Origin of the sequence: Pseudomonas sp. TH34, from assembly GCF_016650865.1 — a bacterium.
Lineage (GTDB): Bacteria > Pseudomonadota > Gammaproteobacteria > Pseudomonadales > Pseudomonadaceae > Aquipseudomonas > Aquipseudomonas yamanorum.
Genome location: NZ_JAEKFB010000033.1, coordinates 303,122 through 324,080, shown reverse-complemented (window position 1 = coordinate 324,080; position 20,959 = coordinate 303,122). Strand labels below are relative to the sequence as shown.

Genomic DNA, 20,959 nt, shown 5'->3' with positions numbered 1-20,959 from the left:
ATTTGATCTTTACTGTTCATCTAAGTCTTCGTCAGGCTCTGCCTTGTGCCTTGATAGCCAAGCAAGCGCTTGGTAAGTTCGTTCCACCGTCCCGTGGAGCTTGCCGATGTCTGCCTATCAGGAATACTTCGACCCCAGCCACCAATTGGTCCGCGACAGCGTGCGCCGTTTCGTCGAACGCGAGATGTTGCCGGGCATCGAGCAGTGGGAGGAAGCCGAGAGCTTCCCCCGGGAGTTGTACCTCAAGGCCGGCGCGGCGGGGATCCTGGGGATCGGTTACCCCGACGCCCTCGGCGGCAGTCATGAAGGTGATCTGTTCGCCAAGGTCGCGGCCAGCGAAGAGCTGATGCGCTGCGGCTCCGGCGGTGTGGTGGCGGGGTTGGGCTCACTGGATATCGGCTTGCCACCCATCGTCAAATGGGCCCGGCCTGAAGTGCGCGATCGTGTCGCGCCGCAGGTTTTGTCCGGCGAGAAGATCGCCGCCCTGGCGGTCACCGAGCCCGGAGGCGGCTCCGATGTCGCCAGCCTGCAAACCCGTGCCGTGCGCGACGGTGATCATTATCGGGTCAGCGGCAGCAAAACCTTTATCACCAGCGGCCAGCGCGCCGACTTCTACACCGTCGCGGTACGTACCGGGGGGCCGGGCTTTGCCGGCATCAGCCTGTTGTTGATCGAAAAGGGCACGCCTGGTTTTACCACCGGTACACCGCTGAAGAAAATGGGCTGGTGGGCGTCGGACACTGCCGAATTGTTTTTCGATGATTGCCGCGTACCCGTAGGCAATCTGATCGGCGTCGAGAACATGGGCTTCGCCTGCATCATGGGCAACTTCCAGAGCGAGCGGCTGGCCCTGGCCTTGATGGCCAACATGACGGCGCAGATGGCCCTGGAAGAGAGCCTGAAATGGGCCACCCAGCGAGAAGCGTTCGGCAAACCCATCGGCAAGTTCCAGGTGCTCAAGCATCGCTTGGCGGAAATGGCCACGGCGGTGGAAGTCTCTCGGGAGTTCACCTACCGCCAGGCCGCCAAGATGGCCGCGGGCAAGAGTGTAATCAAGGAGATTTCCATGGCCAAGAACCTCGCCACTGATACCGCCGACCGCGTGACCTACGATGCCGTGCAGATTCTCGGCGGCCAGGGGTACATGCGCGGCAACCTGGTGGAGCGGCTGTATCGCGACAACCGCATCCTGTCCATCGGTGGCGGGACTCGGGAAGTGATGAACGAAATCATCAGCAAGCAGATGGGCCTGTAGAAAGCGCTTTTGTGGCGAGGGAGCTCCCTGCCACACAAGCTCCCTCGCCACACGAATCCCGGGTTATTGGTCTGTCAGCGCAAACTGCGTCAGGCAGAAGGTAGGAATGCCCATGTCTTCCAGGCGCTGGGAACCACCCAGCTCCGGCAGATCGATGATCGCCGCCGCTTCGAAAATCCGTGCGCCCATGCGCCGGGCCAGGTTGGCTGCCGCGATCAGCGTGCCGCCGGTGGCAATCAAGTCATCGAACATCAGCACCGAATCACCTTCACACAGGCTGTCGGCGTGCACTTCCAGGAAGGCTTCGCCGTACTCGGTCTGGTAACCCTCGGCCAGCACGTCAGCCGGCAATTTGCCTTGCTTGCGGAACAGGATCAGCGGTTTGTTCAACTGATAGGCAATGATCGAACCGATCAAAAAGCCCCGGGCATCCATCGCGCCAATGTGGGTGAACTCGGCTTCGACGTAGCGGTGCACAAAGGTATCGGCCACCAGGCGCAAAGCCTTGGGCGACTGAAACAGCGGCGTGATATCACGAAAGATCACCCCAGGCTTGGGGAAGTCGATGACTGGGCGAATCAGGGATTTGATGTCGAACGAATCGAAGACCATCGTCGAGGAGTCCTGGGGAGGAAAACGGACTCGAAGTATACCTGCGGCCCAGCCGATTGGCTCGGCCGCAAGCGTCTGGATCAACCGTCGAGCGAACCGCCAGCGAGGGCGCAGAGCTGGATCGGGTCGAGGATATGCACTTCCTTGCCTTCAGCGGCAATCAGCTCGTTCTGCTGGAAGCGGGTGAATACCCGGGACACGGTTTCCACCGCCAGGCCCAGGTAGTTGCCGATTTCGTTGCGCGACATGCTCAGGCGGAACTGATTGGCCGAGAAACCCCGCGCACGGAAACGCGCGGAGAGGTTGACCAGGAAGGTAGCGATCCGCTCGTCGGCGGTTTTCTTCGACAAGAGCAGCATCATCTGCTGGTCGTCGCGGATTTCCCGGCTCATCACGCGCATCAACTGGCGACGCAATTGCGGTAGCTGCAGGGCCAGTTCATCCAGGCGCTCGAACGGAATTTCACAGACGGACGTGGTTTCCAGGGCCTGGGCCGATACCGGGTGAATCTCAGTGTCCATGCCCGAGAGTCCCACCAATTCGCTGGGCAGGTGGAAACCGGTGATCTGCTCTTCGCCGCCATCGCTCAGGCTGAAGGTTTTCAACGCGCCAGAACGTACTGCATAAACGGAATCAAACTTATCGCCCTGGCGAAACAGAAACTCGCCTTTTTTCAGTGGGCGACCGCGTTTAACGATCTCGTCCAGCGCTTCCATGTCTTCCAGATTCAACGAAAGTGGCAGGCAGAGGGGGGCCAGGCTGCAATCCTTGCAATGAGCCTGGCTATGAGCGCGCAGTTTAACTGGCTCGGACATTTCTTAAATCCTTGTGGGAAAACACACATAAGACGTAAGGGTACCGCACTGGGGGACGATCAGGCCAGCGTGTACAAAAAAGCAGCAGCGATATAAAGGTTTATGTATCGGCGTCGATACATAGATGTCTCTCTAGGAGCTGGAGCTCAGATCATGTCAGTCAGCACTGTCCAAAACCCGCTTATCAACGTGTCCGCAGTGGCCGTTTGGAAGGCTGCTGATGCAGCCAAGGAAAAAGAAGCCGCTGCCAAGGCGCCGGCTCTGGAAACCAAGGCTGCCGAGCCTACGGTCACTGAGGGCGTGAAGGTGGTCATTTCCGGTGCGGGGATGGGCATGGCCTCGGCAGCGAAATCCTCCAATAGCGATATTGATGAAAGCAGCCTGAGCGACAGCGCCAAGCAGCTGTTGAAGATGATCCGCGAATTGAGAAAGCAGCTGGCCGAGAAGATGGCCGAACTCTCTGCGGCCATGGCTGACACCTCCCTGAGCCCCGAGGCGCGCCAGGCCAAGGTGGCCGGTTTGCAGGGCGACGTGGCGACCATCCAGTCCGGCTTGATGACGGCCCAGACGCAATTGTCCAAAGTCCTGAAAGACGAGCCGCCTCAGGCTCAGATGGAAGCGATGAGCCTGATGGCGAAGTAACACTCAGATAACCCTGGAGAAGCGCTGCCGGTTCTGGTGTTCGAGGTAGGCATCGAACACCATGCACACCGAGCGCACCAGCAGGCGTCCAGCCGGCAATACGCGGATGCCTAGTGGGTCGAGTTCGATCAGCCCGTCCTCGGCCATTGCCTCCAGTTGTGGCCACAGCTCATCGAAGTAACCACGAAAATCGATGTTGAAGGCCTGTTCGATTTTCTCGAATGCCAAGCTGAAATTGCAGATCAACTGCTGAATCACTTCCCGCCGTAACCGGTCATCCGTGGTGCACAACAGCCCACGACTGGTGGCCAGCTGCGCGCCGGCCAGGGCGTTCTGGTAGTGGTTCAGGTCGCTGCTGTTCTGGCAGTACAGGTCGCCAATCTGGCTGATCGCCGACACCCCAAGCCCGATCAAGTCGCAATGCCCATGGGTGGTGTAGCCCTGGAAGTTGCGTTGCAGCCTGCCTTCCTCCTGGGCGATGGCCAGTTCGTCATCCGGCAGGGCGAAGTGGTCCATGCCGATGTAACGGTAGCCGGCCTGGGTCAACTGCTCGATGGTGGTTTGCAGCATCAGCAGCTTTTCCGCCGGGGTCGGCAGGTCTGCGGTGTTGATCCGCCGTTGGGGCATGAAACGTTCCGGCAGGTGTGCGTAGTTGAACACTGAGAGCCGGTCCGGTTGCAGGCTGATCACTTCCTCCACCGTGCGCGCAAAATTCAGCGGTGTCTGCTTGGGCAGGCCGTAGATCAGGTCGATATTGATCGAACGAAACTGCAGGGTGCGCGCTGCGTCGATCACTGCCCGGGTTTCTTCCAGGCTTTGCAGGCGGTTCACCGCACGCTGCACTTCGGGGTCCAGGTCCTGCACGCCAATACTGACGCGGTTGAACCCCAGCTCACGCAGCAGGCCCATGGTCGCCCAGTCGGCTTCCCGTGGGTCGATTTCAATCCCGTAGTCGCCGGAGTCATCGTCCAGCAGGTTGAAGTGCTGGCGCAGCCGGCCCATGACCTGACGCAGCTCGTCATGGCTGAGAAAGGTCGGGGTGCCGCCGCCGAAATGCAGTTGCTCCACCGGTTGCCTGGGGTCGAGGTGGCAGGCCACCAGCTGGATTTCCTGCTCCAGGCGTTGCAGATAGGCGTGGGCCCGCCCACGGTCCTTGGTGATGACCTTGTTGCAGGCGCAGTAGTAGCAAATATTCGCGCAGAACGGCACATGCACATACAGCGACAATGGCCGAGTGGCCTTGCGACTGTCACGCAGGGCGTGGAGCAGGTCGAAGGTGCCGACCTGGCTGTCGAATTGTACGGCGGTGGGGTACGAGGTGTAGCGCGGCCCCGCCAAGTCGTAGCGGTGAATCAGATCAGTGTCCCAACGAATGGCGTCGAGCATGCGGGCGTTCCCCCGGATAGGCTAGTGGGCCGAGTCTAGGGGCTGGGTGCAGAGGCCATCTTGATTTGCATCAACGGGGAGCGGCGCTATGCCACATGGCCTTTTAATGGCCCATTAGCCAGTGCTGGTGCGGCCCGGGCAAGGTCCAGATGCCGAACAGGATGACTAACAGGCCTCCCGTCATCCGCACGCTACGTTTACGCAATAACGCTGTTACTCGATCAGCGGCTAACCCCGTGGCCAGCAGCACCGGCCAGGTGCCGAGGCCGAAGGCGAGCATCAGCACTGCACTGTCCAGCGCATTGCCCTGGCTGGCCGCCCACAGCAGGGTGCTGTAGACCAACCCGCACGGCAGCCAGCCCCAGAGCGCACCCAGCAGTAACGCCCGGGGCAGGCTGGACACCGGCAGCAAACGGTTGGCGATCGGCTGGATATGCCGCCACAGGCCGCGACCGAGGCTTTCGATACGGGTCAGGCCGCTCCACCAGCCGGCCAGGTACAAACCCATGCAAATCAGCAACAGCCCGGCGAGGATGCGCATGAACATCGCCGCCGGGCTGTTGGCCACGGCCCAGCCGGCCAAGCCGATCAACAGGCCGGCGGTGGCGTAGCTGAGGATGCGTCCCAGGTTATAGGCCAGCAGCAGGCGAAAGCGCCGACTGCGTTGCTCCTTGGGAATCGCCAGGGTCAGCGCGCCCATCAGGCCGCCGCACATGCCCAGGCAATGGCCCCCGCCCAGCAGGCCGAGGATCACCGCCGAGACCAGCAGGGGCGCCAGTTCAAGCATGGGGCGGGTCTTTGGGCTTGGGCGGTTGCTCAGGGCCGTTGGCTTCGTCGATGGCGGCCAGGTGATTCGGGTCCTGGTCGTCGAACAGCACACTGTGGGCCGGGCCATCGAGGTCGTCATACTGGCCGCTGTCCACCGCCCAGAAGAAGATGTAAATGGCGATGGCCACAATCAACAGCGCCGCCGGGATCATCACGTAAAGAGCTGGCATCTGCACTCCATGCCCGCGCGGCTCAAGCCGGCAGCGGACGGTTAACGGGGGTGACGCTCGCGGCTGGCGTGCTCGGCATGCGAGTCAGGCGCAGGGCGTTGAGCACCACGGTCAACGAACTGAGGGACATGCCGATCGCTGCCCAGATGGGGGTGATCCAGCCGAGGGCGGCAAACGGCAACATCAGGCCATTGTACAGCCCGGCCCACAGCAGGTTTTCAATGATTACCCGGCGAGTGCGCCGGGCCAGGGTAAAGGCTTGTACCAGGGCGTCGAGGCGGTTCGACAGCAGTACCGCGTCGGCACTGGTCTTGGCCAGGTCGGTGGCCGAACCCATAGCCACGCTGATATCGGCGGCGGCCAGCACCGGCACGTCGTTGACGCCGTCACCGAGCATCAGCACCTTGCGGCCTTCCATGTGCAACTGTTGCAGCATTTGCAGCTTGTCGTCGGGGCGCAGGCCGCCGTGTGCTTCGTCGATGCCCAGCTCAAGGGCGACGCTGGCGACCATTGGCGAGCTGTCGCCCGACAGCAGCAAGGTGCGCCAGCCGCGGGCCTTGCAGGCGGCGAGCAAGGCGGGGGCGTCGCTGCGCAGGCGATCATCCAGGACAAACCAGGCCAGGGCGCCGTCGGTGTCCCCCAGCAGCAACCATTGCCCGGCTTCCGTTGGCGAGGCGGGAAGGGCACAGCCGCTCAATTCGCAGACAAAACCCGGCTGGCCAATGCGCAACCGGCGTTTACCGACAATGCCTTCCAGCCCCAGTCCCGGTGTGCTGAGCACTTCATCCGCCGCCAGTGGTGCGCGGCCGAATGCGCGGGCAATCGGGTGTTCCGAGCGTTGTTCCAGCGCGGCGGCAAGGCTCAGGCACTCGTCGCTGCCCAGCACGCTCAACGGGCGGATCGCGCGCAAGGCCAGACGACCTTCGGTGAGGGTGCCGGTCTTGTCGAAAATCACCGTGTCGATCTGGTTCAGGCCTTCCAGCACGTGGCCCCGGGTCAGCAGCAGGCCGAGCTTGTGCAGGGTGCCGGTGGCCGCCGTCAGGGCGGTTGGCGTCGCCAGGGACAGGGCGCAAGGACAGGTCGCAACCAGCATCGCCAGGACAATCCAGAAGGCCCGTGAAGAGTCCAGCTCCCACCATACAAGGCCGATCACTGCGGCCGCGATCAGCGAGCACAACAGGAACCATTGGGCGGCGCGGTCGGCGATCTCCGCCAGCCGGGGTTTTTCCGCCTGGGCCCGCTCCAGCAGGCGCACGATGGCCGACAGGCGTGTGTCGTGGCCCAGGGCGCGGACTTCGACGGTCAGCGCGCCTTCGACGTTGAGGGTGCCGGCGGTCACCGCATCGCCGACCTGTCGCGGTTGCGGCAGGTACTCGCCGGTCAGCAGGGACTCGTCGATGCTCGACTGGCCGTCGAGGATGATGCCATCTGCCGGCAGCACCGCACCCGGATGCACCAGCACCCGATCCCCCAAGGCCAGTTCGCTGAGCAGGATCCGCTCACTTTGCCCATCGGCACTCATGCGCAGGCACGAAGCCGGCAACAGATTGACCAACTGCGCGGTCGCCGCCGCCGTACGTTCCCGGGCGCGGCGTTCCAGGTAGCGCCCGGCCAGCAGGAACAAGGCAAACATGCCGACGGCATCGAAGTACAGCTCACCGGTGCCGGTGATGGCGGTCCAGATCCCGGCCAGGTATGCACCGCCAATCGCCAGCGACACCGAGACATCCATGGTCAGGTGGCGGGTACGCAGGTCGCGCATCGCACCTTTGAAGAAGGGGGCGCAGCTGTAGAACACGATGGGCGTTGTAAGAAACATCGCGACCCAGCGTAGGATCACATGCAGCTCCGGGCTCAGGTCGATGTTGAATTCCGGCCAGGTGGCCATCGTTGCCATCATCGCCTGGAACCACAGCAGCCCGGCCACCCCCAATTGACGCAAGGCCAGGCGGTTTTCGCTGGCCAGTTGTTCGGCGGCGCGATCAGCTTGGTACGGGTGGGCGGCGTAGCCGATATGGCGCAACTCGCCGAGCAGTTGGCTCAACGGCAATTGCCCGTCAGCCCAGCGCACGTGCAGGCGGTGGTTGGACAGGTTCAGCCGCGCCGCGGCCACGGCGGGCAGGCTGCGCAGGTGTTTTTCGATCAGCCAGCCGCAGGCGGCGCAGCTGATGCCTTCCATCAACAGCGTGGCTTCCGACAGACCGCCGTCGTGGCGGACGAAAGGCTTTTGCACATCCGCGCGGTCATACAGCGCCAGCTCGTCCACCAGTTGCACCGGCAGTGCCTCGGGGTTGGCCGAGGCTTCGCTGCGGTGCTGGTAATAGCTTTCCAGGCCACCGGCGACAATCGCCTCGGCCACCGCCTGGCAGCCCGGGCAACACAGCTCGCGGGGCTCGCCGAGGATCACCGCAGTGAACCGGCTGCCGGGCGGCACGGGCAGGGCGCAGTGGTAGCAGGGGGTTGGGGTGGTCATGGCTCAGTTCCGATGATCGTTCCCACGCTCTGCGTGGGAACGCTTCGTTGGACGCTCCGCGTCCGCTCTTGTGACGCGGAGCGTCACGGAATGCATGCCCACGCAGAACGTGGGAACGATCAAACAGGTGCCGCTCTATTTTTTCAGGTCTTCAGCACCCTGCAGCGGCTCGTCACCCAGCAGCAAGTCCTTGTCATGGCTGACCTGTTCTTCTTCAAACATGCGCCAGGTCCTGTCGCCTTCCACCCCCAGCAGTTCGACGAAGCGGCGGCCTTCGACCTTGTCGGTCACTTGGCCGATGTAGCGGCCAGGTTCGCTGTCGCTGCGGGTCAGGATGATCTTGCGGTCCTTCTCTGGCTGGGTCGGCGAAATCAGGTTCAGTTCCAGGGTGCCGGGCCCGCTGTTGCCGGTCAGGTGCACCTCGACTTCGCCGGTCAGCTCGTCCAGGTGCACCTTGGCCCGCAGTTGCAGGGTCTGGGCCAGCAGTTCGCGGTCCAGGGAACGGTTGATGCCTTTGCCCGCCTCATAGTAGTTGTCGTTGACCAGGTTGTCGGGGTTCTTCACCGCGATGGTCACCATGGACAAGGTCAATGTCACCGAACAGGTCAGGATCCCGATGATGATCCAGGGCCAGAGGTGCTTGTACCAGGGGCTTGCGGCAGTAGCTGCGGGCATTGTTCGGCTCTCTATTAACGGACTTGTGGGCCGATGAATCGGCTCTTGGCTTCAATGTGAACGCTGTCGTCATCGGCATCCTTGAGGATGAATTTCACCTCGTTGGTGCTCGACGGCAGCTGTTCCGGCGCGCTCGACAGCTCCACCGGCATGCTGAAGATTTCCCCGGCAGCCACCTTGATCTCGCGCCGGCCTTGCAGCTTGAGGTCCGGCAGGCCTGCGGCTTCCAGCACGTAAGTGTGGTCGCGCTGGTCCTTGTTCATGATCTTCAGGCTGTAGACGTTTTCGATCCGGCCTTCGGCGTTTTCGCGGTACAGCACTCGGTCCTTGCTGACGTCGAAACCCACCAGCGAACGCATGAAGAATGCGCCTGCCAACAAGCCCATCATCGCCAGCAGAACCAGGGCATAACCGATCAGGCGCGGGCGCAGTTTATGGGTTTTCTGCCCCGACAGGTTGTGCTCGGTGGTGTAGCTGATCAGCCCGCGCGGATAGTCCATCTTGTCCATGATGTTGTCGCAGGCGTCGATGCAGGCCGCGCAGCCGATGCATTCGATCTGCAGGCCGTCACGGATGTCGATGCCGGTGGGGCACACCTGCACGCACATCGTGCAATCGATGCAATCCCCCAGGCCCTCGGCCTTGTAGTCGATACCTTTTTGCGCGGGCCACGGGTTTCGCCACGGCGTGGGTCGTAGGACACGATCAGGGTGTCCTTGTCGAACATCACACTCTGGAAACGCGCATATGGGCACATGTAGATGCACACTTGCTCCCGTAGCCAACCGGCGTTGCCGTAGGTGGCGAGGGTGAAGAAGCCGACCCAGAAATACGACCAGCCATCGGCCTGGCCGGTGAAGAAGTCGAACACCAGCTCACGGATCGGCGAGAAGTAGCCGACGAAGGTCATGCCGGTGACGAAGCCGATGATCAGCCACAGGCTGTGCTTGCTGAATTTGCGCAGGAACTTGTTGGCGCTCATCGGCGCCTTGTCCAGCTTGATGCGCTGGTTGCGGTCGCCTTCGGTGACTTTTTCGCACCACATGAAGATCCAGGTCCACACGCTTTGCGGGCAGGTGTAGCCGCACCAGACGCGGCCGGCATACACGGTGATGAAGAACAGGCCAAACGCCGCCACGATCAGGATGCCTGACAGCAGGATGAAATCCTGGGGCCAGAAGGTCGCGCCAAAAATGAAGAATTTACGCTCCGGCAGGTTCCACCACACGGCCTGGTGGCCACCCCAGTTCAGCCACACGGTGCCGAAGTAGAGCAGGAACAAACCGGCGCCACCGAGCATCCGCAAATTGCGGAACAAACCGGTGAAGGCGCGGGTGTAGATTTTCTCCCGTGATGCGTAGAGATCGACAGTGTTGCTTGATTTTTTGGCAGGCGGGGTAACGTCATGTACCGGAATCTGGTTGCTCATCATTGCATCCCACGGCAGTGGAGATTTGCCTCGGCCAGTACGTGCCAACCGGGGTCAAAATAGGGGTGTTGCAGTGGCCTAATGATACGCCCCGGATACCCTTTGACGGGTGCGACCTTTGGTCGCGTTGGGGGAAGTCAATTGATGGTGTACGTGATCTGGATCAATTGACTTGTGAAGTATGGACGGTTTTTGCTGTTGCGGTGGGCCGGCAGGTCCTCAATGCAGTCAGCCAAGAGACCCAGATCTTCAAAACAAGGCAGGTCTGATGTGGGAGCGGGCTTGCTCGCGAATGCGCAGTGTCAGTCAACTTATTGGTTACTGATACACCGCATTCGCGAGCAAGCCCGCTCCCACATTGGATCTTTGGTGGTTTCAAAAACGGCTCTGTCAGCTTCCGCTGACAGAGCCGTTTTTATGGCCGTTTTGCCTTACTCGGCGTCCGCCGGCTTGTCCCCATGGGACAGGCTGTAAACATACGCCGCCAGCAAATGCACCTTGTCATTGCCCTGCAATTGCTCCTGCGCAGGCATTTGGCCCTGACGGCCATAACGGATGGTCTGCTGCAGTTGCGCGAAGCTCGAACCGTAGATGAAGGCGCCCGGGTGGGTCAGGTCAGGTGCGCCCATGGCGGGTGTACCTTTACCGGCGGGACCGTGGCACGCCACGCAGTTGGCGGCGAAGAGTTTCTCGCCGTTGGCCACGTCAGCCTTGGCGCCTTCCGGCAGTTTACGGCCATCGAGATTGGTCACCACAAAGCCGGCCACATCGGCCACGCCTTGCTCGCCAATGACTTCGGCCCAGGCCGGCATCACCGCGTGGCGACCTTTCATGATGGTTTCCTTGATGGTGGCCGGGTCGCCGCCCCAGCGCCAGTCGGCGTCGGTCAGATTGGGAAAGCCGTAGGCCCCCTTGGCGTCGGAACCGTGGCACACCGAGCAGTTGGAGGCGAACAGGCGGCCACCCATCTTCAAGGCTTGCGGGTCCTTGGCCACTTCTTCAATCGGCATCGCGGCGAACTTGGCGAAGATCGGCCCGAACTTGGCGTCCGACTTGGCCATTTCCTTTTCCCATTCGTGCACGCCGGTCCAGCCCGTCTGGCCGTTGGCGAAGGGGGTTTGCTTGTCGTTGTCGAGGTAGTTATAGCCCGGCAGCAGGCCTTTCCAGTTGCCCAGGCCAGGGTACAGCGCCAGGTAACCGAGGGCGAAGATGATGGTGCCGACAAACAGCATGAACCACCATTTCGGCAGCGGGTTGTCGTACTCCTCGATGCCGTCGAACGAGTGGCCGACGGTTTCATCGGTTTGCTCGGCGCGCTGGCCCTTGCGGGTCGACAGCAGCAGCCAGGTCAGGGCGAAAATGGTACCCAGACTGAGGACTGTGACGTACAGACTCCAGAACGTAGTCATTCTTTGTTACTCCTAGACGCTTCTACGACGTGCTTGATGGCTTCGGGATCATCCGCGAAGGGCAGCAACGTCGCGTCTTCAAACTCCGACTTGCGCTTGGGGCTGAACACCCACAACGCCAGGCCGATAAAGGCCACCATCACGACAACGGTGCCCAGGCCTCGAATCATCCCGATATCCATCGTGATCACCGTTTGCTTTTGATGATGGTGCCAAGGCCTTGCAAGTAGGCCACCAGTGCGTCCATTTCGGTCTTGCCCTTCACGGCAGCTGCCGCGCCGGCGATGTCTTCGTCGGTGTAGGGCACGCCGAGGGTGCGCAAGACTTCCATCTTCTTGGCGGTGTCCTTGCCGTCGAGTTTGTTTTCGACCAGGAACGGGTACGCCGGCATTTTCGACTCGGGCACGACGTTGCGCGGGTTGTACAAGTGCGCACGCTGCCAGTCATCGGAGTAACGACCGCCGACACGGGCCAGGTCCGGGCCGGTACGCTTGGAACCCCACAGGAACGGGTGGTCCCACACGCTTTCACCGGCCACCGAGTAGTGGCCGTAGCGTTCGGTTTCGGCGCGGAATGGACGGATCATCTGCGAGTGGCAGCCGACACAGCCGTTGGCGATGTAGACGTCGCGGCCTTCCAGTTCAAGGGCGGTGCGCGGCTTCATGCCTTCCACCGGTTTGTTGGTCACGTCCTGGAAAAACAGCGGAACGATCTGGGTCAGGCCGCCGATACTCACGGCGATGACCATGAAGAAGGCCAGCAGGCCGATATTCTTCTCGACTACTTCATGCTTCATCAGTGAGCTCCCACAACGGCGATCTGGCTGGCGGCTTCGGCTTCTTTAGGGTCGGAGGCACGCACGGTGCGCCAGACGTTGTAGGCCATGAAGAGCATGCCGCTGGCAAAGATCGCACCGCCGAGGGCGCGCACGATGTAACCCGGATGGCTGGCTTGCAGCCCTTCGACGAAGGAGTAAGTAAGGGTGCCGTCGTCGTTGATCGCACGCCACATCAGGCCCTGGGTGATGCCGTTGACCCACATCGAGGCGATGTAGAGCACGGTACCGATGGTGGCCAGCCAGAAGTGTGTGTTGATCAGGCTGACGCTGTGCATCTGCGCACGGCCGAACAGTTTCGGGATCATGTGGTACAGCGCACCGATGGAGATCATCGCTACCCAACCGAGGGCGCCGGCGTGTACGTGGCCGATGGTCCAGTCGGTGTAGTGGGACAGCGAGTTGACGGTCTTGATGGCCATCATCGGGCCTTCGAAGGTCGACATGCCGTAGAACGCCAGGGATACCACGAGGAACCGCAGGATCGGGTCGGTGCGCAATTTATGCCAGGCGCCCGACAGGGTCATCATGCCGTTGATCATGCCGCCCCAGCTTGGCGCCAGCAGGATGATCGACATGGCCATGCCCAGGGACTGGGCCCAGTCCGGCAACGCGGTGTAGTGCAGGTGGTGCGGACCGGCCCAGATGTACAGGGTGATCAGCGCCCAGAAGTGCACGATGGACAGGCGATAGGAGTAGATCGGACGCTCGGCCTGTTTCGGCACGAAGTAGTACATCATCCCCAGGAAGCCGGTGGTGAGGAAGAAGCCTACGGCGTTGTGGCCGTACCACCACTGGATCATCGCGTCCGTCGCACCGGCGTAGGCCGAGTAGGACTTGAAGAAGCTCACCGGCAAGGAGGCGTGGTTGACGATGTGCAGCATCGCCGTCACCAGGATAAACGCCCCGTAGAACCAGTTGCCGACGTAGATGTGCTTGGTCTTGCGCTTGACGATGGTGCCGAAGAACACCACCGCGTAGGTCACCCAGACAATCGCCAGCAAAATGGCGATCGGCCATTCCAGCTCGGCGTATTCCTTGGTGGTGGTGTAGCCCAGCGGCAGGGTGATGATCGCGCCAACGATGACCGCTTGCCAGCCCCAGAAGGTAAAGGCAGCCAATGCATCGGAAATCAGTCGCGTTTGGCAGGTTCGCTGCACGACGTAGTAAGAAGTGGCAAACAGTGCACATCCACCGAAGGCAAAAATCACCAGGTTGGTGTGCAACGGGCGCAGGCGTCCAAACGTCGTCCATGGCAGGCCAAAATTCAACTCTGGCCAAACCAGTTGCGAGGCGATGAAGACACCGAGCCCCATGCCAAGGATCCCCCAGACCACCGTCATGATGGCGAACTGGCGGACTACCTTATAGTTATAAGCAGTCGGACTGATTGCTGTGCTCATTCTAAGGTTCCACGGTTTAGGTTTTTTTATAGGGTAAAAATCGGTCGCAAGTATGGAGAAAGCAAGATTCCATTGCAACGCAAGGTGACCTGCGTCAATGCGTTCCAAACCAGATTCTGCGCCCTTTCCATGTTTGGCGTAAGGACAAAATTCAGGGTTAAAAGCTGACGACTTGGACAGGATTTTAAGCGGGTCGAAGGTACTTGTAACTGAGTGTGTGTAAACAAGCCGCTCGGGTGACGAGTGGTTAGTGGCACGACAGCCGGTAAGTACCAGCCTTTGCGCCTGTCATCGAGCAGAAATGTTTCAACCCATCGAGTGCAAGTCGGCCATCGACCGGCCAATGCCGGTCCACTGTGCAAACAAGCGTAGACCCGAATGGCAGGAGGGGAAAGTCGCTGATCGGAAGGGTGCGACAATGGGTCGCAAAAAAGCCGCACCTGAAGCAGGCGCGGCTTTTGGGGAGTGCAGGATTACTCGGGTTGGCTGTCAGGCGTCGCGCCATCGGCGTTATGGGACAGGCTGTAGACGTAGGCCGCAAGCAAATGCACCTTGTCATTGCCTTGCAGCACTTCCTGCGCGGGCATCTGGCCTTGGCGGCCGTGGCGAATGGTCTGCTGCAACTGTGCCAGGCTGGTGCCGTAGATAAAGCCGCTGGGTTGCGTCAGGTTCGGCGCACCCATGGCTTCCACACCATGGCCTTGCGGACCGTGGCAGGCGACACAGGTGGTGCTGAACGCCACTTGGCCCGCCGCAACGTCAGCGGTGCTGTCTGCCGGCAACGGCAGGCCCGCCAGTTCATGGCGCACATAGGCCGCGACGTTTTTCACACCGTCTTCGCCCAGCACTTCACCCCAGGCCGGCATCGCGGCATGACGGCCATTCATGATGGTCATCTTGATGGCGTCCGCCGAACCGCCCCAGCGCCAGATGTTGTCCGCCAGGTTTGGGAAGCCGTAGGCGCCCTTGGCATCCGAGCCGTGGCAAACCGCGCAGTTGGAGGCAAACAGGCGACCGCCCATTTTCAGCGCCTGCGGGTCCTTGGCGACTTCTTCTACGGGCATGGCCGCAAATTTGGCGAAGATCGGTCCGAACTTGGTGTCGGCCTTGGCCATTTCCTTGTCCCATTCCTTGGCCGAGGTCCAACCGTCTTCATAGCCCGGCAGCACGCCTTTCCAGTTGCCCAGGCCCGGGTAGAGAATCAGGTAGCCGACCGCAAACACCAGAGTGCCGGCGAACAGCATGAACCACCACTGCGGCAGCGGGTTGTCGTACTCCTCGATCCCGTCGAAGGCGTGGCCCATGGTCTGGTCCACGCTGCCCTTGGTCTCGCCCTTGCGGGTGCCGATCAACAGCCAGGTCAGGCCGATCAGGCTGCCGAGGGTCAGTACACAGATCCATGTACTCCAGAAGGTAGTCATGGCCGGTTGCTCCTTGTTGCAGGCTCTTCTTGAGCGTCGGGGGTTGGCGGTAGCGGTTCATCGGCAAACGGCAGCAGGCAGGCCTCGGCGAACTCCGCGTTGCGCCGGGAGTTGAACACCCACAGCGACAGGCCGATGAAGGCGATGGCCACGACCAGTGTGCCGAGGCCGCGGATGGTTCCAGCATCGAATTCAAATCCCATGGCTCACCTCTTGCTCTTGATGGCAGTGCCGAGCACTTGCAGGTAGGAAACCAGTGCGTCCATCTCGGTCTTGCCCTTGAGGGTGGCCACGGCGCCGGCGATGTCGTCGTCGGTGTACGGCACGCCGAGGGTGCGCATCACTTTGAGCTTGGTCTCGGTGTGGCTGCTGTCGACCGGAGCGGTGACCAGCCATGGGTACGCCGGCATCTTCGATTCCGGCACCACGTTGCGCGGGTTGTACAAGTGCGCGCGGTGCCAGTCGTCCGAGTAGCGCGCGCCGACGCGGGCCAGGTCCGGCCCGGTGCGTTTGGAGCCCCATAGGAAGGGGTGATCCCACACGCTTTCACCGGCCACCGAGTAGTGGCCGTAGCGCTCGGTTTCGGCGCGGAACGGGCGGATCATCTGCGAGTGGCACTGTACGCAACCTTCGCGGATGTAGATGTCGCGGCCTTCCAGTTGCAGCGCGGTGTAGGGCTTCATGCCTTCCACCGGCTTGTTGGTCACGTCCTGGAAGAACAGCGGCACAATCTGGGTCAGGCCGCCGATACTCACGGCGAGCACCATCAGCAGCATCAGCAGGCCGACGTTCTTTTCAATGGTTTCGTGTTTCATCATCGACTCCTCAGGCCATCTGCGCCGCAGCGGCGACTTCGGCGGGTTGTGCCGAACGCACGGTGCGCCACGTGTTGTAAGCCATCAGGAACATGCCGCTGAGGAAGATCGCCCCACCCACCAGCCGCACGATGAAGCCTGGGTGGCTGGCCACCAGGGTTTCGACGAAGGAGTAGGTCAAGGTGCCGTCTTCATTGACCGCACGCCACATCAGGCCCTGGGCAATGCCGTTGACCCACATCGAAGCGATGTAGAGCACGGTGCCGATGGTGGCCAGCCAGAAGTGCGCGTTGATCAGGCCGACGCTGTACATCTGCTCGCGACCGAAGACTTTCGGGATCATGTGGTACAGCGCGCCGATGGAAATCATCGCCACCCAACCGAGGGCGCCGGCATGTACGTGGCCGATGGTCCAGTCGGTGTAGTGGGAGAGGGCGTTGACCGTCTTGATGGCCATCATCGGCCCTTCGAAGGTCGACATGCCGTAGAACGCGAGAGACACGACAAGGAAGCGCAGGATCGGGTCGCTGCGCAACTTATGCCAGGCGCCCGACAAGGTCATCATGCCGTTGATCATCCCGCCCCAGCTCGGTGCCAGCAGCACCAGCGACATCACCATGCCCAGAGACTGTGCCCAGTCCGGCAACGCGGTGTAGTGCAAGTGGTGGGGGCCGGCCCAGATGTACAGGGTGATCAGTGCCCAGAAGTGGACGATGGACAGGCGATAGGAATACACCGGACGTTCGGCCTGTTTCGGCACGAAGTAGTACATCATCCCAAGGAAGCCTGCGGTGAGGAAAAAGCCTACCGCGTTATGCCCGTACCACCACTGCACCATGGCATCCGTCGCACCGCCGTAGGCCGAGTAGGACTTGGTCCAGCTCACCGGCAGGGACGCGTGGTTGACGATGTGCAGGATAGCCACGGTGATGATGAACGCACCGAAGAACCAGTTACCGACGTAGATATGCTTGGTGTTGCGCTTCATCACCGTGCCGAAGAACACGACGCCGTAGGCCACCCAGACCACGGCGATGAGAATGGCGATCGGCCATTCCAGCTCGGCGTATTCCTTGGAGGTGGTGTAGCCCAGCGGCAAGCTGATCGCGGCCAGCACAATCACCAACTGCCAGCCCCAGAAGCAGAACTGCGCGAGTTTGGGCGCGAACAGCTGGGTCTGGCAGGTGCGCTGCACCGAGTAGAAGGAGCTGGCAAACAGCGCGCAACCGCCAAAGGCAAAGATCACCGCGTTGGTGTGCAGCGGGCGCAAACGGCCGAAACTGGTCCAGGGCAAATTGAAGTTGAGTTCGGGCCATACCAACTGGGCTGCGAGAAAAACCCCGAGCCCCATGCCGACGATGCCCCACACCACCGTCATAATGGCGAATTGGCGGACCACCTTGTAGTTATAGGCGGTACTTAAAGTAGTGTTCATGGTTCCCCATCCACGGTTCAACCCAAGCAAATGCGGCACTTGGGCTGGAGTTATAGGCAGACTAAAAAGCGAGGCAAGCATGGGCAAAGAGCACAAGGCCAGTATTGACGGGGATCAATGGGCGCAGTGTGTGCGGGAACGCGGCTGGTTGTGGGATGCCGCGACAGGGTCTATCGCGGGTACGCCCGCGACGTTGATCCTGGCCCACGGCGCGGGTGCGCCGATGGACTCGGGCTTCATGAACGACATGGCTGCACGCCTTGCCGGGCATGGCGTGAACGTGTTGCGCTTCGAGTTTCCGTACATGGCCCAGCGCCGTGTGGACGGCGGTAAACGCCCACCCAATCCAGCCCCGAAACTGCTGGAATGCTGGCGTGAGGTGTATGCCGAGGTGCGACGTCATGTCGCTGGGAAACTGGCGGTTGGCGGCAAGTCCATGGGCGGGCGGATGGCCAGTTTGCTGGCGGATGAATTGGGCGCGGATGCGCTGGTGTGCCTGGGTTATCCGTTTTATGCGGTGGGCAAGCCGGAGAAACCACGAACCGAGCATCTGGCCGGGCTGAAGACGCCGACGTTGATTGTGCAGGGCGAGCGGGATGCGCTGGGCAATCGGGCGGCGGTGGAAGGGTATGTGTTGTCGCCGAGTATCGAGGTGATGTGGCGGGTAGCGGGGGATCATGATTTGAAGCCGTTGAAGGCTTCGGGGTTTAGTCATGAGCAGCATCTGGAGGCTGCGGCGGTGAAGGTCTCAAGCTTTCTTGCTGGCCTTTAGGGCCTCATCGCAGGCAAGCCAGCTCCCACATTTTGATGTGTGAACACAGTCAAATGTGGGAGCTGGCTTGCCTGCGATAGCGATTTACCGGTTAAACCGCTCTACCAGCGAGTACTGGGTATTGGCGGTATGCGTCAGCTCTTCACTCAACTGTGCCGAGTTCAACGCCTGTTCCGACGTCTGGTCCGCCAGCAACGCAATGGTGCTGATATTACGGCTGATCTCTTCAGCCACCGAGCTTTGCTCTTCGGTCGCCGCCGCAATCTGCGCCGTCATGTCAGTGATATGCGCTACCGCTTCACTGATCCCGATCAGCGCCTGGTCCGCCTCCATTACCCGCGCCACACCTTCCTCCGCCTGGCGATGCCCGGCGTCCATGGTCTGTACGGCGGCGTTGGCGGTCTGTTGCAGCTTGGCGATCAGCGCGTGAATCTGCCCGGTGGACTCGCTGGTACGCTGGGCCAGTTGCCGCACTTCGTCGGCCACCACTGCGAAGCCCCGGCCCATCTCGCCGGCACGGGCCGCTTCGATGGCCGCGTTCAGCGCCAGCAGGTTGGTCTGGTCGGCGATGCCTTTGATCACATCCACCACGCCGCCGATCTCATCGCTGTCCTTGGCCAGTTGGGTCACGGTCACACCGGTTTCCCCGACCGCCACCGACAGGCGCTGAATCGCCTCGCGGGTTTCGCCGGCGATATCACGGCCACGCCCGGTCAGGCGATTGGCTTCCTGAGTGGCGTCGGCGGTGCGTTGTACATGGCTGGCGACTTCCTGAGTCGTCGCGGCCATCTGGTTGACTGCCGTGGCCACCTGTTCGGTTTCCACGCGTTGGCGTTCAAGACCGCTGGAGCTGTTATGCGCCAGGGTGTTGGACTGCGCAGCCTGGGAGTTGAGGTGTTCAGCCGTGTCCTGCAAACGGGTAAGACACGTCTTCAGGCGCGCCTCCTGGCTGAGGATCGACATCTCCAGGCGCGCCTGGGCGCCGCGGCTGTCGGTGTACATCTGCGCAATCAGCGGGTCGGACGTGGTCTGCTCGGCTAGGCGCAGCAAACGCTTGAGCCCGCGCTGTTGCCAGCTCAGGCCCAGCAGGCCCAGCGGTACCGACAGCGCGGCGGCCAAGGCAAAGCCCCAGTGGGAATTGAGCCAGACGCCAATCAGAAAGCTCAACTGGCTGACCAGGATAAACGGCAGCCAGTCCTGCAACACCGGCAGCCACTTGTCGCGGCGCGGGATGGCCGGCTTGCCCTGGTTGATGCGCTGGTAAAGCGCCTCGGCACGGCGAATCTGCTCGGCGGTGGGCTTGACCCGAACCGACTCGTAGCCGATCACCTGATTGCCGTCGAAGACCGGTGTCACATAGGCGTTGACCCAATAGTGATCACCGCTCTTGCAGCGGTTCTTGACGATGCCCATCCATGGCAAGCCTTGTTTGAGCGTCGACCACATGTGTGCGAACACTGCCGCCGGAACATCCGGATGACGAACCAGGTTGTGCGGGGCACGCAACAGTTCGTCATGGGAAAACCCACTGATCTCGACAAAGGCGTCGTTGCAGTAGGTGATCACGCCTTTGGCATCCGTGGTGGAGATCAACCGTTGCTGAGCGGGGAAGGTACGTTCGCGCTGGGTAACGGGTTGGTTATTACGCATGATTGTTCAATCCGCAAGGCTTTGATGGGTTGTCGGCCGCTGCGGGGTTTTATTTAACTTATTTTTGCAACAATCGGCTCAGCGTCAGCCCGCCAGCATCGGATAGGTAAACAACCCGAAATGCAGCAGGTTCAAGCCGAAGTGCGTGACGATCGCCGCGCCCAACCCACCAAAGCGATACGCCAGGCCGTATCCCAGGCCGGCGATGGTTGCCAGCAGGGTCCACTGCCAGCCTGCGCCAAGGTGGACCAGGCCGAACAAAAGCGCTGCCAGTAACAGCGCGAGGTTTTCACCATAGGGCAACTGCTTGAAGCGCCGGCTCAGCCCGCCCTGGATGTAACCGCGAAACAGCGCTTCCTCCACGAGAGTCACCAGCAGCAGGTTATTCAGCACCCACAGCCATGCCTGTTCCGGCCACTTCGGCGCCCAACTGATAACTCCCAGCAACGCAGCACCGCCCAGTGCGGCAATCGCCGTCAGGGTCAATGCCAGCGCCGTGGCATAGATCGACAGGCGCAATGACCGGCGCGCAACAATCCACGGGCAGGCCAGCAGCAGCCAGAAGCCGATCAGCGGCTTGTCCTGGTTCAAGTACATCGAAAACGGCACGGCATCGTCAGTAAAGCGCTGCGGGGCGATCCCGCGACCGTTGTAGAAGCCCGGCAGCCAATGCATCGCCAACCCCAGCGCCAATACGATAAACAGGCCGTGGCCGAGATAGCGCACCCAAGGATTTCGCTGCTGGCGCACGGCAAATCCGGCCAACAGCAACATGGCGACGGACAACGCCGCCATCAAACCCAATTGCCCGTAGCTCAAGGCGAATACATAGCCGATGGAAAGAAGCGCCAGGTACAGCCATGGCAATGCAAGCATGGGAAATCCTTGTGACAGTCAAAATCTGAGGGCGGCAGTATAACGAGCGTCACCGACG

The 20,959-nt window shown here is 61.4% G+C and carries 20 protein-coding genes and 1 pseudogene; 3 read left to right on the top strand and 18 right to left on the bottom strand.

All coding sequences use genetic code 11. From position 1 onward, the window contains the following. The first annotated feature begins 106 nt into the window (after positions 1-106). Positions 107-1,255, top strand: coding sequence for an acyl-CoA dehydrogenase family protein (locus JFU58_RS27065; RefSeq protein WP_201142795.1), 1,149 nt, complete (start codon positions 107-109; stop codon positions 1,253-1,255). Positions 1,256-1,318: 63 nt separating this feature from the next. Here the strand turns inward: JFU58_RS27065 and JFU58_RS27060 are convergent, their stop codons facing one another. Continuing rightward, positions 1,319-1,867, bottom strand: a complete 549-nt coding sequence (locus JFU58_RS27060) for an adenine phosphoribosyltransferase (RefSeq protein WP_017477175.1) — start codon at positions 1,865-1,867, stop codon at positions 1,319-1,321. A gap of 80 nt (positions 1,868-1,947) precedes the next feature. Continuing rightward, positions 1,948-2,682, bottom strand: a complete 735-nt coding sequence (fnr, locus tag JFU58_RS27055; RefSeq protein ID WP_003219044.1) for a fumarate/nitrate reduction transcriptional regulator Fnr — start codon at positions 2,680-2,682, stop codon at positions 1,948-1,950. 153 nt (positions 2,683-2,835) lie between these two features. Between fnr and JFU58_RS27050 the strand changes: the two genes are divergently transcribed. Beyond that, entirely contained in the window at positions 2,836-3,324 is a 489-nt protein-coding gene (locus tag JFU58_RS27050) for a hypothetical protein (protein ID WP_063032296.1), read from the top strand. A 3-nt stretch (positions 3,325-3,327) separates the two neighbouring features. Here JFU58_RS27050 and hemN read toward each other — a convergent pair whose 3' ends face one another. The 14 genes and pseudogenes from hemN to ccoN (JFU58_RS26980) form a co-directional block, all read right to left on the bottom strand. Beyond that, positions 3,328-4,710 (bottom strand): oxygen-independent coproporphyrinogen III oxidase, encoded by a 1,383-nt coding sequence (gene hemN, locus JFU58_RS27045; protein WP_093200370.1) that lies wholly within the window; start codon positions 4,708-4,710, stop codon positions 3,328-3,330. Positions 4,711-4,813: 103 nt separating this feature from the next. Further along, the gene (locus tag JFU58_RS27040; protein WP_201142794.1) at positions 4,814-5,497 is read right to left on the bottom strand and encodes a sulfite exporter TauE/SafE family protein; all 684 of its coding nucleotides are present in this window, start codon (positions 5,495-5,497) and stop codon (positions 4,814-4,816) included. Beyond that, the gene (ccoS, locus tag JFU58_RS27035) at positions 5,490-5,708 is read right to left on the bottom strand and encodes a cbb3-type cytochrome oxidase assembly protein CcoS (RefSeq protein ID WP_201142793.1); all 219 of its coding nucleotides are present in this window, start codon (positions 5,706-5,708) and stop codon (positions 5,490-5,492) included. Before ccoS ends, JFU58_RS27040 begins: the two co-directional genes overlap by 8 nt. Positions 5,709-5,730: 22 nt before the next feature. Then, the gene (locus JFU58_RS27030) at positions 5,731-8,181 is read right to left on the bottom strand and encodes a heavy metal translocating P-type ATPase (RefSeq protein ID WP_201142792.1); all 2,451 of its coding nucleotides are present in this window, start codon (positions 8,179-8,181) and stop codon (positions 5,731-5,733) included. A gap of 135 nt (positions 8,182-8,316) precedes the next feature. Beyond that, positions 8,317-8,856 carry a FixH family protein gene (locus JFU58_RS27025; RefSeq protein ID WP_017477180.1) on the bottom strand — a complete coding sequence of 180 codons (540 nt, stop codon included), beginning with the start codon at positions 8,854-8,856 and terminating at the stop codon, positions 8,317-8,319. A gap of 14 nt (positions 8,857-8,870) precedes the next feature. After that, positions 8,871-10,285 (bottom strand): annotated as a pseudogene (gene ccoG, locus JFU58_RS27020) (cytochrome c oxidase accessory protein CcoG). 431 nt (positions 10,286-10,716) lie between these two features. Then, positions 10,717-11,694, bottom strand: a complete 978-nt coding sequence (gene ccoP, locus JFU58_RS27015; protein ID WP_017477182.1) for a cytochrome-c oxidase, cbb3-type subunit III — start codon at positions 11,692-11,694, stop codon at positions 10,717-10,719. Then, positions 11,691-11,876 carry a CcoQ/FixQ family Cbb3-type cytochrome c oxidase assembly chaperone gene (locus JFU58_RS27010; protein ID WP_008437575.1) on the bottom strand — a complete coding sequence of 62 codons (186 nt, stop codon included), beginning with the start codon at positions 11,874-11,876 and terminating at the stop codon, positions 11,691-11,693. The genes ccoP (JFU58_RS27015) and JFU58_RS27010 overlap by 4 nt, the downstream gene beginning before the upstream one ends. 5 nt (positions 11,877-11,881) lie before the next feature. Then, complete coding sequence (ccoO, locus tag JFU58_RS27005) at positions 11,882-12,490, bottom strand: cytochrome-c oxidase, cbb3-type subunit II (RefSeq protein WP_003193167.1); 609 nt, start codon at positions 12,488-12,490, stop codon at positions 11,882-11,884. Continuing rightward, positions 12,490-13,932, bottom strand: coding sequence for a cytochrome-c oxidase, cbb3-type subunit I (gene ccoN, locus JFU58_RS27000; protein ID WP_063032286.1), 1,443 nt, complete (start codon positions 13,930-13,932; stop codon positions 12,490-12,492). The genes ccoO (JFU58_RS27005) and ccoN (JFU58_RS27000) overlap by 1 nt, the downstream gene beginning before the upstream one ends. 473 nt (positions 13,933-14,405) lie before the next feature. Continuing rightward, a complete protein-coding gene (ccoP, locus tag JFU58_RS26995) occupies positions 14,406-15,353 on the bottom strand; it encodes a cytochrome-c oxidase, cbb3-type subunit III (protein WP_063032284.1) in 948 nt (315 codons plus the stop codon). Beyond that, positions 15,350-15,556 carry a cbb3-type cytochrome oxidase subunit 3 gene (locus JFU58_RS26990; RefSeq protein WP_003219012.1) on the bottom strand — a complete coding sequence of 69 codons (207 nt, stop codon included), beginning with the start codon at positions 15,554-15,556 and terminating at the stop codon, positions 15,350-15,352. Before JFU58_RS26990 ends, ccoP (JFU58_RS26995) begins: the two co-directional genes overlap by 4 nt. A 3-nt stretch (positions 15,557-15,559) precedes the next feature. Further along, a complete protein-coding gene (gene ccoO / locus JFU58_RS26985) occupies positions 15,560-16,168 on the bottom strand; it encodes a cytochrome-c oxidase, cbb3-type subunit II (RefSeq protein ID WP_010176375.1) in 609 nt (202 codons plus the stop codon). A 10-nt stretch (positions 16,169-16,178) separates the two neighbouring features. Then, positions 16,179-17,603, bottom strand: coding sequence for a cytochrome-c oxidase, cbb3-type subunit I (ccoN, locus tag JFU58_RS26980; protein WP_017477185.1), 1,425 nt, complete (start codon positions 17,601-17,603; stop codon positions 16,179-16,181). A gap of 79 nt (positions 17,604-17,682) precedes the next feature. On the opposite strand from ccoN (JFU58_RS26980), the gene JFU58_RS26975 reads away from it, so the two are divergent. After that, positions 17,683-18,375 carry an alpha/beta family hydrolase gene (locus JFU58_RS26975; protein WP_063032280.1) on the top strand — a complete coding sequence of 231 codons (693 nt, stop codon included), beginning with the start codon at positions 17,683-17,685 and terminating at the stop codon, positions 18,373-18,375. A gap of 84 nt (positions 18,376-18,459) precedes the next feature. Here JFU58_RS26975 and JFU58_RS26970 read toward each other — a convergent pair whose 3' ends face one another. Further along, the gene (locus tag JFU58_RS26970; RefSeq protein WP_093200349.1) at positions 18,460-20,025 is read right to left on the bottom strand and encodes a methyl-accepting chemotaxis protein; all 1,566 of its coding nucleotides are present in this window, start codon (positions 20,023-20,025) and stop codon (positions 18,460-18,462) included. An 84-nt stretch (positions 20,026-20,109) separates the two neighbouring features. Beyond that, positions 20,110-20,901, bottom strand: a complete 792-nt coding sequence (locus JFU58_RS26965) for a CPBP family intramembrane glutamic endopeptidase (protein ID WP_177026880.1) — start codon at positions 20,899-20,901, stop codon at positions 20,110-20,112. Positions 20,902-20,959: the final 58 nt, after the last annotated feature.

Excerpts from the sequence above, each read along its gene's own strand:
- JFU58_RS27065 (WP_201142795.1), top strand. The coding sequence starts at position 107 with ATGTCTGCCTATCAGGAATACTTCGACCCCAGCCACCAATTGGTCCGC.
- JFU58_RS27060 (WP_017477175.1), bottom strand. The coding sequence starts at position 1,867 with ATGGTCTTCGATTCGTTCGACATCAAATCCCTGATTCGCCCAGTCATC.
- fnr (WP_003219044.1), bottom strand. The coding sequence starts at position 2,682 with ATGTCCGAGCCAGTTAAACTGCGCGCTCATAGCCAGGCTCATTGCAAG.
- JFU58_RS27050 (WP_063032296.1), top strand. The coding sequence starts at position 2,836 with ATGTCAGTCAGCACTGTCCAAAACCCGCTTATCAACGTGTCCGCAGTG.
- hemN (WP_093200370.1), bottom strand. The coding sequence starts at position 4,710 with ATGCTCGACGCCATTCGTTGGGACACTGATCTGATTCACCGCTACGAC.
- JFU58_RS27040 (WP_201142794.1), bottom strand. The coding sequence starts at position 5,497 with ATGCTTGAACTGGCGCCCCTGCTGGTCTCGGCGGTGATCCTCGGCCTG.
- ccoS (WP_201142793.1), bottom strand. The coding sequence starts at position 5,708 with ATGCCAGCTCTTTACGTGATGATCCCGGCGGCGCTGTTGATTGTGGCC.
- JFU58_RS27030 (WP_201142792.1), bottom strand. The coding sequence starts at position 8,181 with ATGACCACCCCAACCCCCTGCTACCACTGCGCCCTGCCCGTGCCGCCC.
- JFU58_RS27025 (WP_017477180.1), bottom strand. The coding sequence starts at position 8,856 with ATGCCCGCAGCTACTGCCGCAAGCCCCTGGTACAAGCACCTCTGGCCC.
- ccoP (WP_017477182.1), bottom strand. The coding sequence starts at position 11,694 with ATGACTACGTTCTGGAGTCTGTACGTCACAGTCCTCAGTCTGGGTACC.
- JFU58_RS27010 (WP_008437575.1), bottom strand. The coding sequence starts at position 11,876 with ATGGATATCGGGATGATTCGAGGCCTGGGCACCGTTGTCGTGATGGTG.
- ccoO (WP_003193167.1), bottom strand. The coding sequence starts at position 12,490 with ATGAAGCATGAAGTAGTCGAGAAGAATATCGGCCTGCTGGCCTTCTTC.
- ccoN (WP_063032286.1), bottom strand. The coding sequence starts at position 13,932 with ATGAGCACAGCAATCAGTCCGACTGCTTATAACTATAAGGTAGTCCGC.
- ccoP (WP_063032284.1), bottom strand. The coding sequence starts at position 15,353 with ATGACTACCTTCTGGAGTACATGGATCTGTGTACTGACCCTCGGCAGC.
- JFU58_RS26990 (WP_003219012.1), bottom strand. The coding sequence starts at position 15,556 with ATGGGATTTGAATTCGATGCTGGAACCATCCGCGGCCTCGGCACACTG.
- ccoO (WP_010176375.1), bottom strand. The coding sequence starts at position 16,168 with ATGAAACACGAAACCATTGAAAAGAACGTCGGCCTGCTGATGCTGCTG.
- ccoN (WP_017477185.1), bottom strand. The coding sequence starts at position 17,603 with ATGAACACTACTTTAAGTACCGCCTATAACTACAAGGTGGTCCGCCAA.
- JFU58_RS26975 (WP_063032280.1), top strand. The coding sequence starts at position 17,683 with ATGGGCAAAGAGCACAAGGCCAGTATTGACGGGGATCAATGGGCGCAG.
- JFU58_RS26970 (WP_093200349.1), bottom strand. The coding sequence starts at position 20,025 with ATGCGTAATAACCAACCCGTTACCCAGCGCGAACGTACCTTCCCCGCT.
- JFU58_RS26965 (WP_177026880.1), bottom strand. The coding sequence starts at position 20,901 with ATGCTTGCATTGCCATGGCTGTACCTGGCGCTTCTTTCCATCGGCTAT.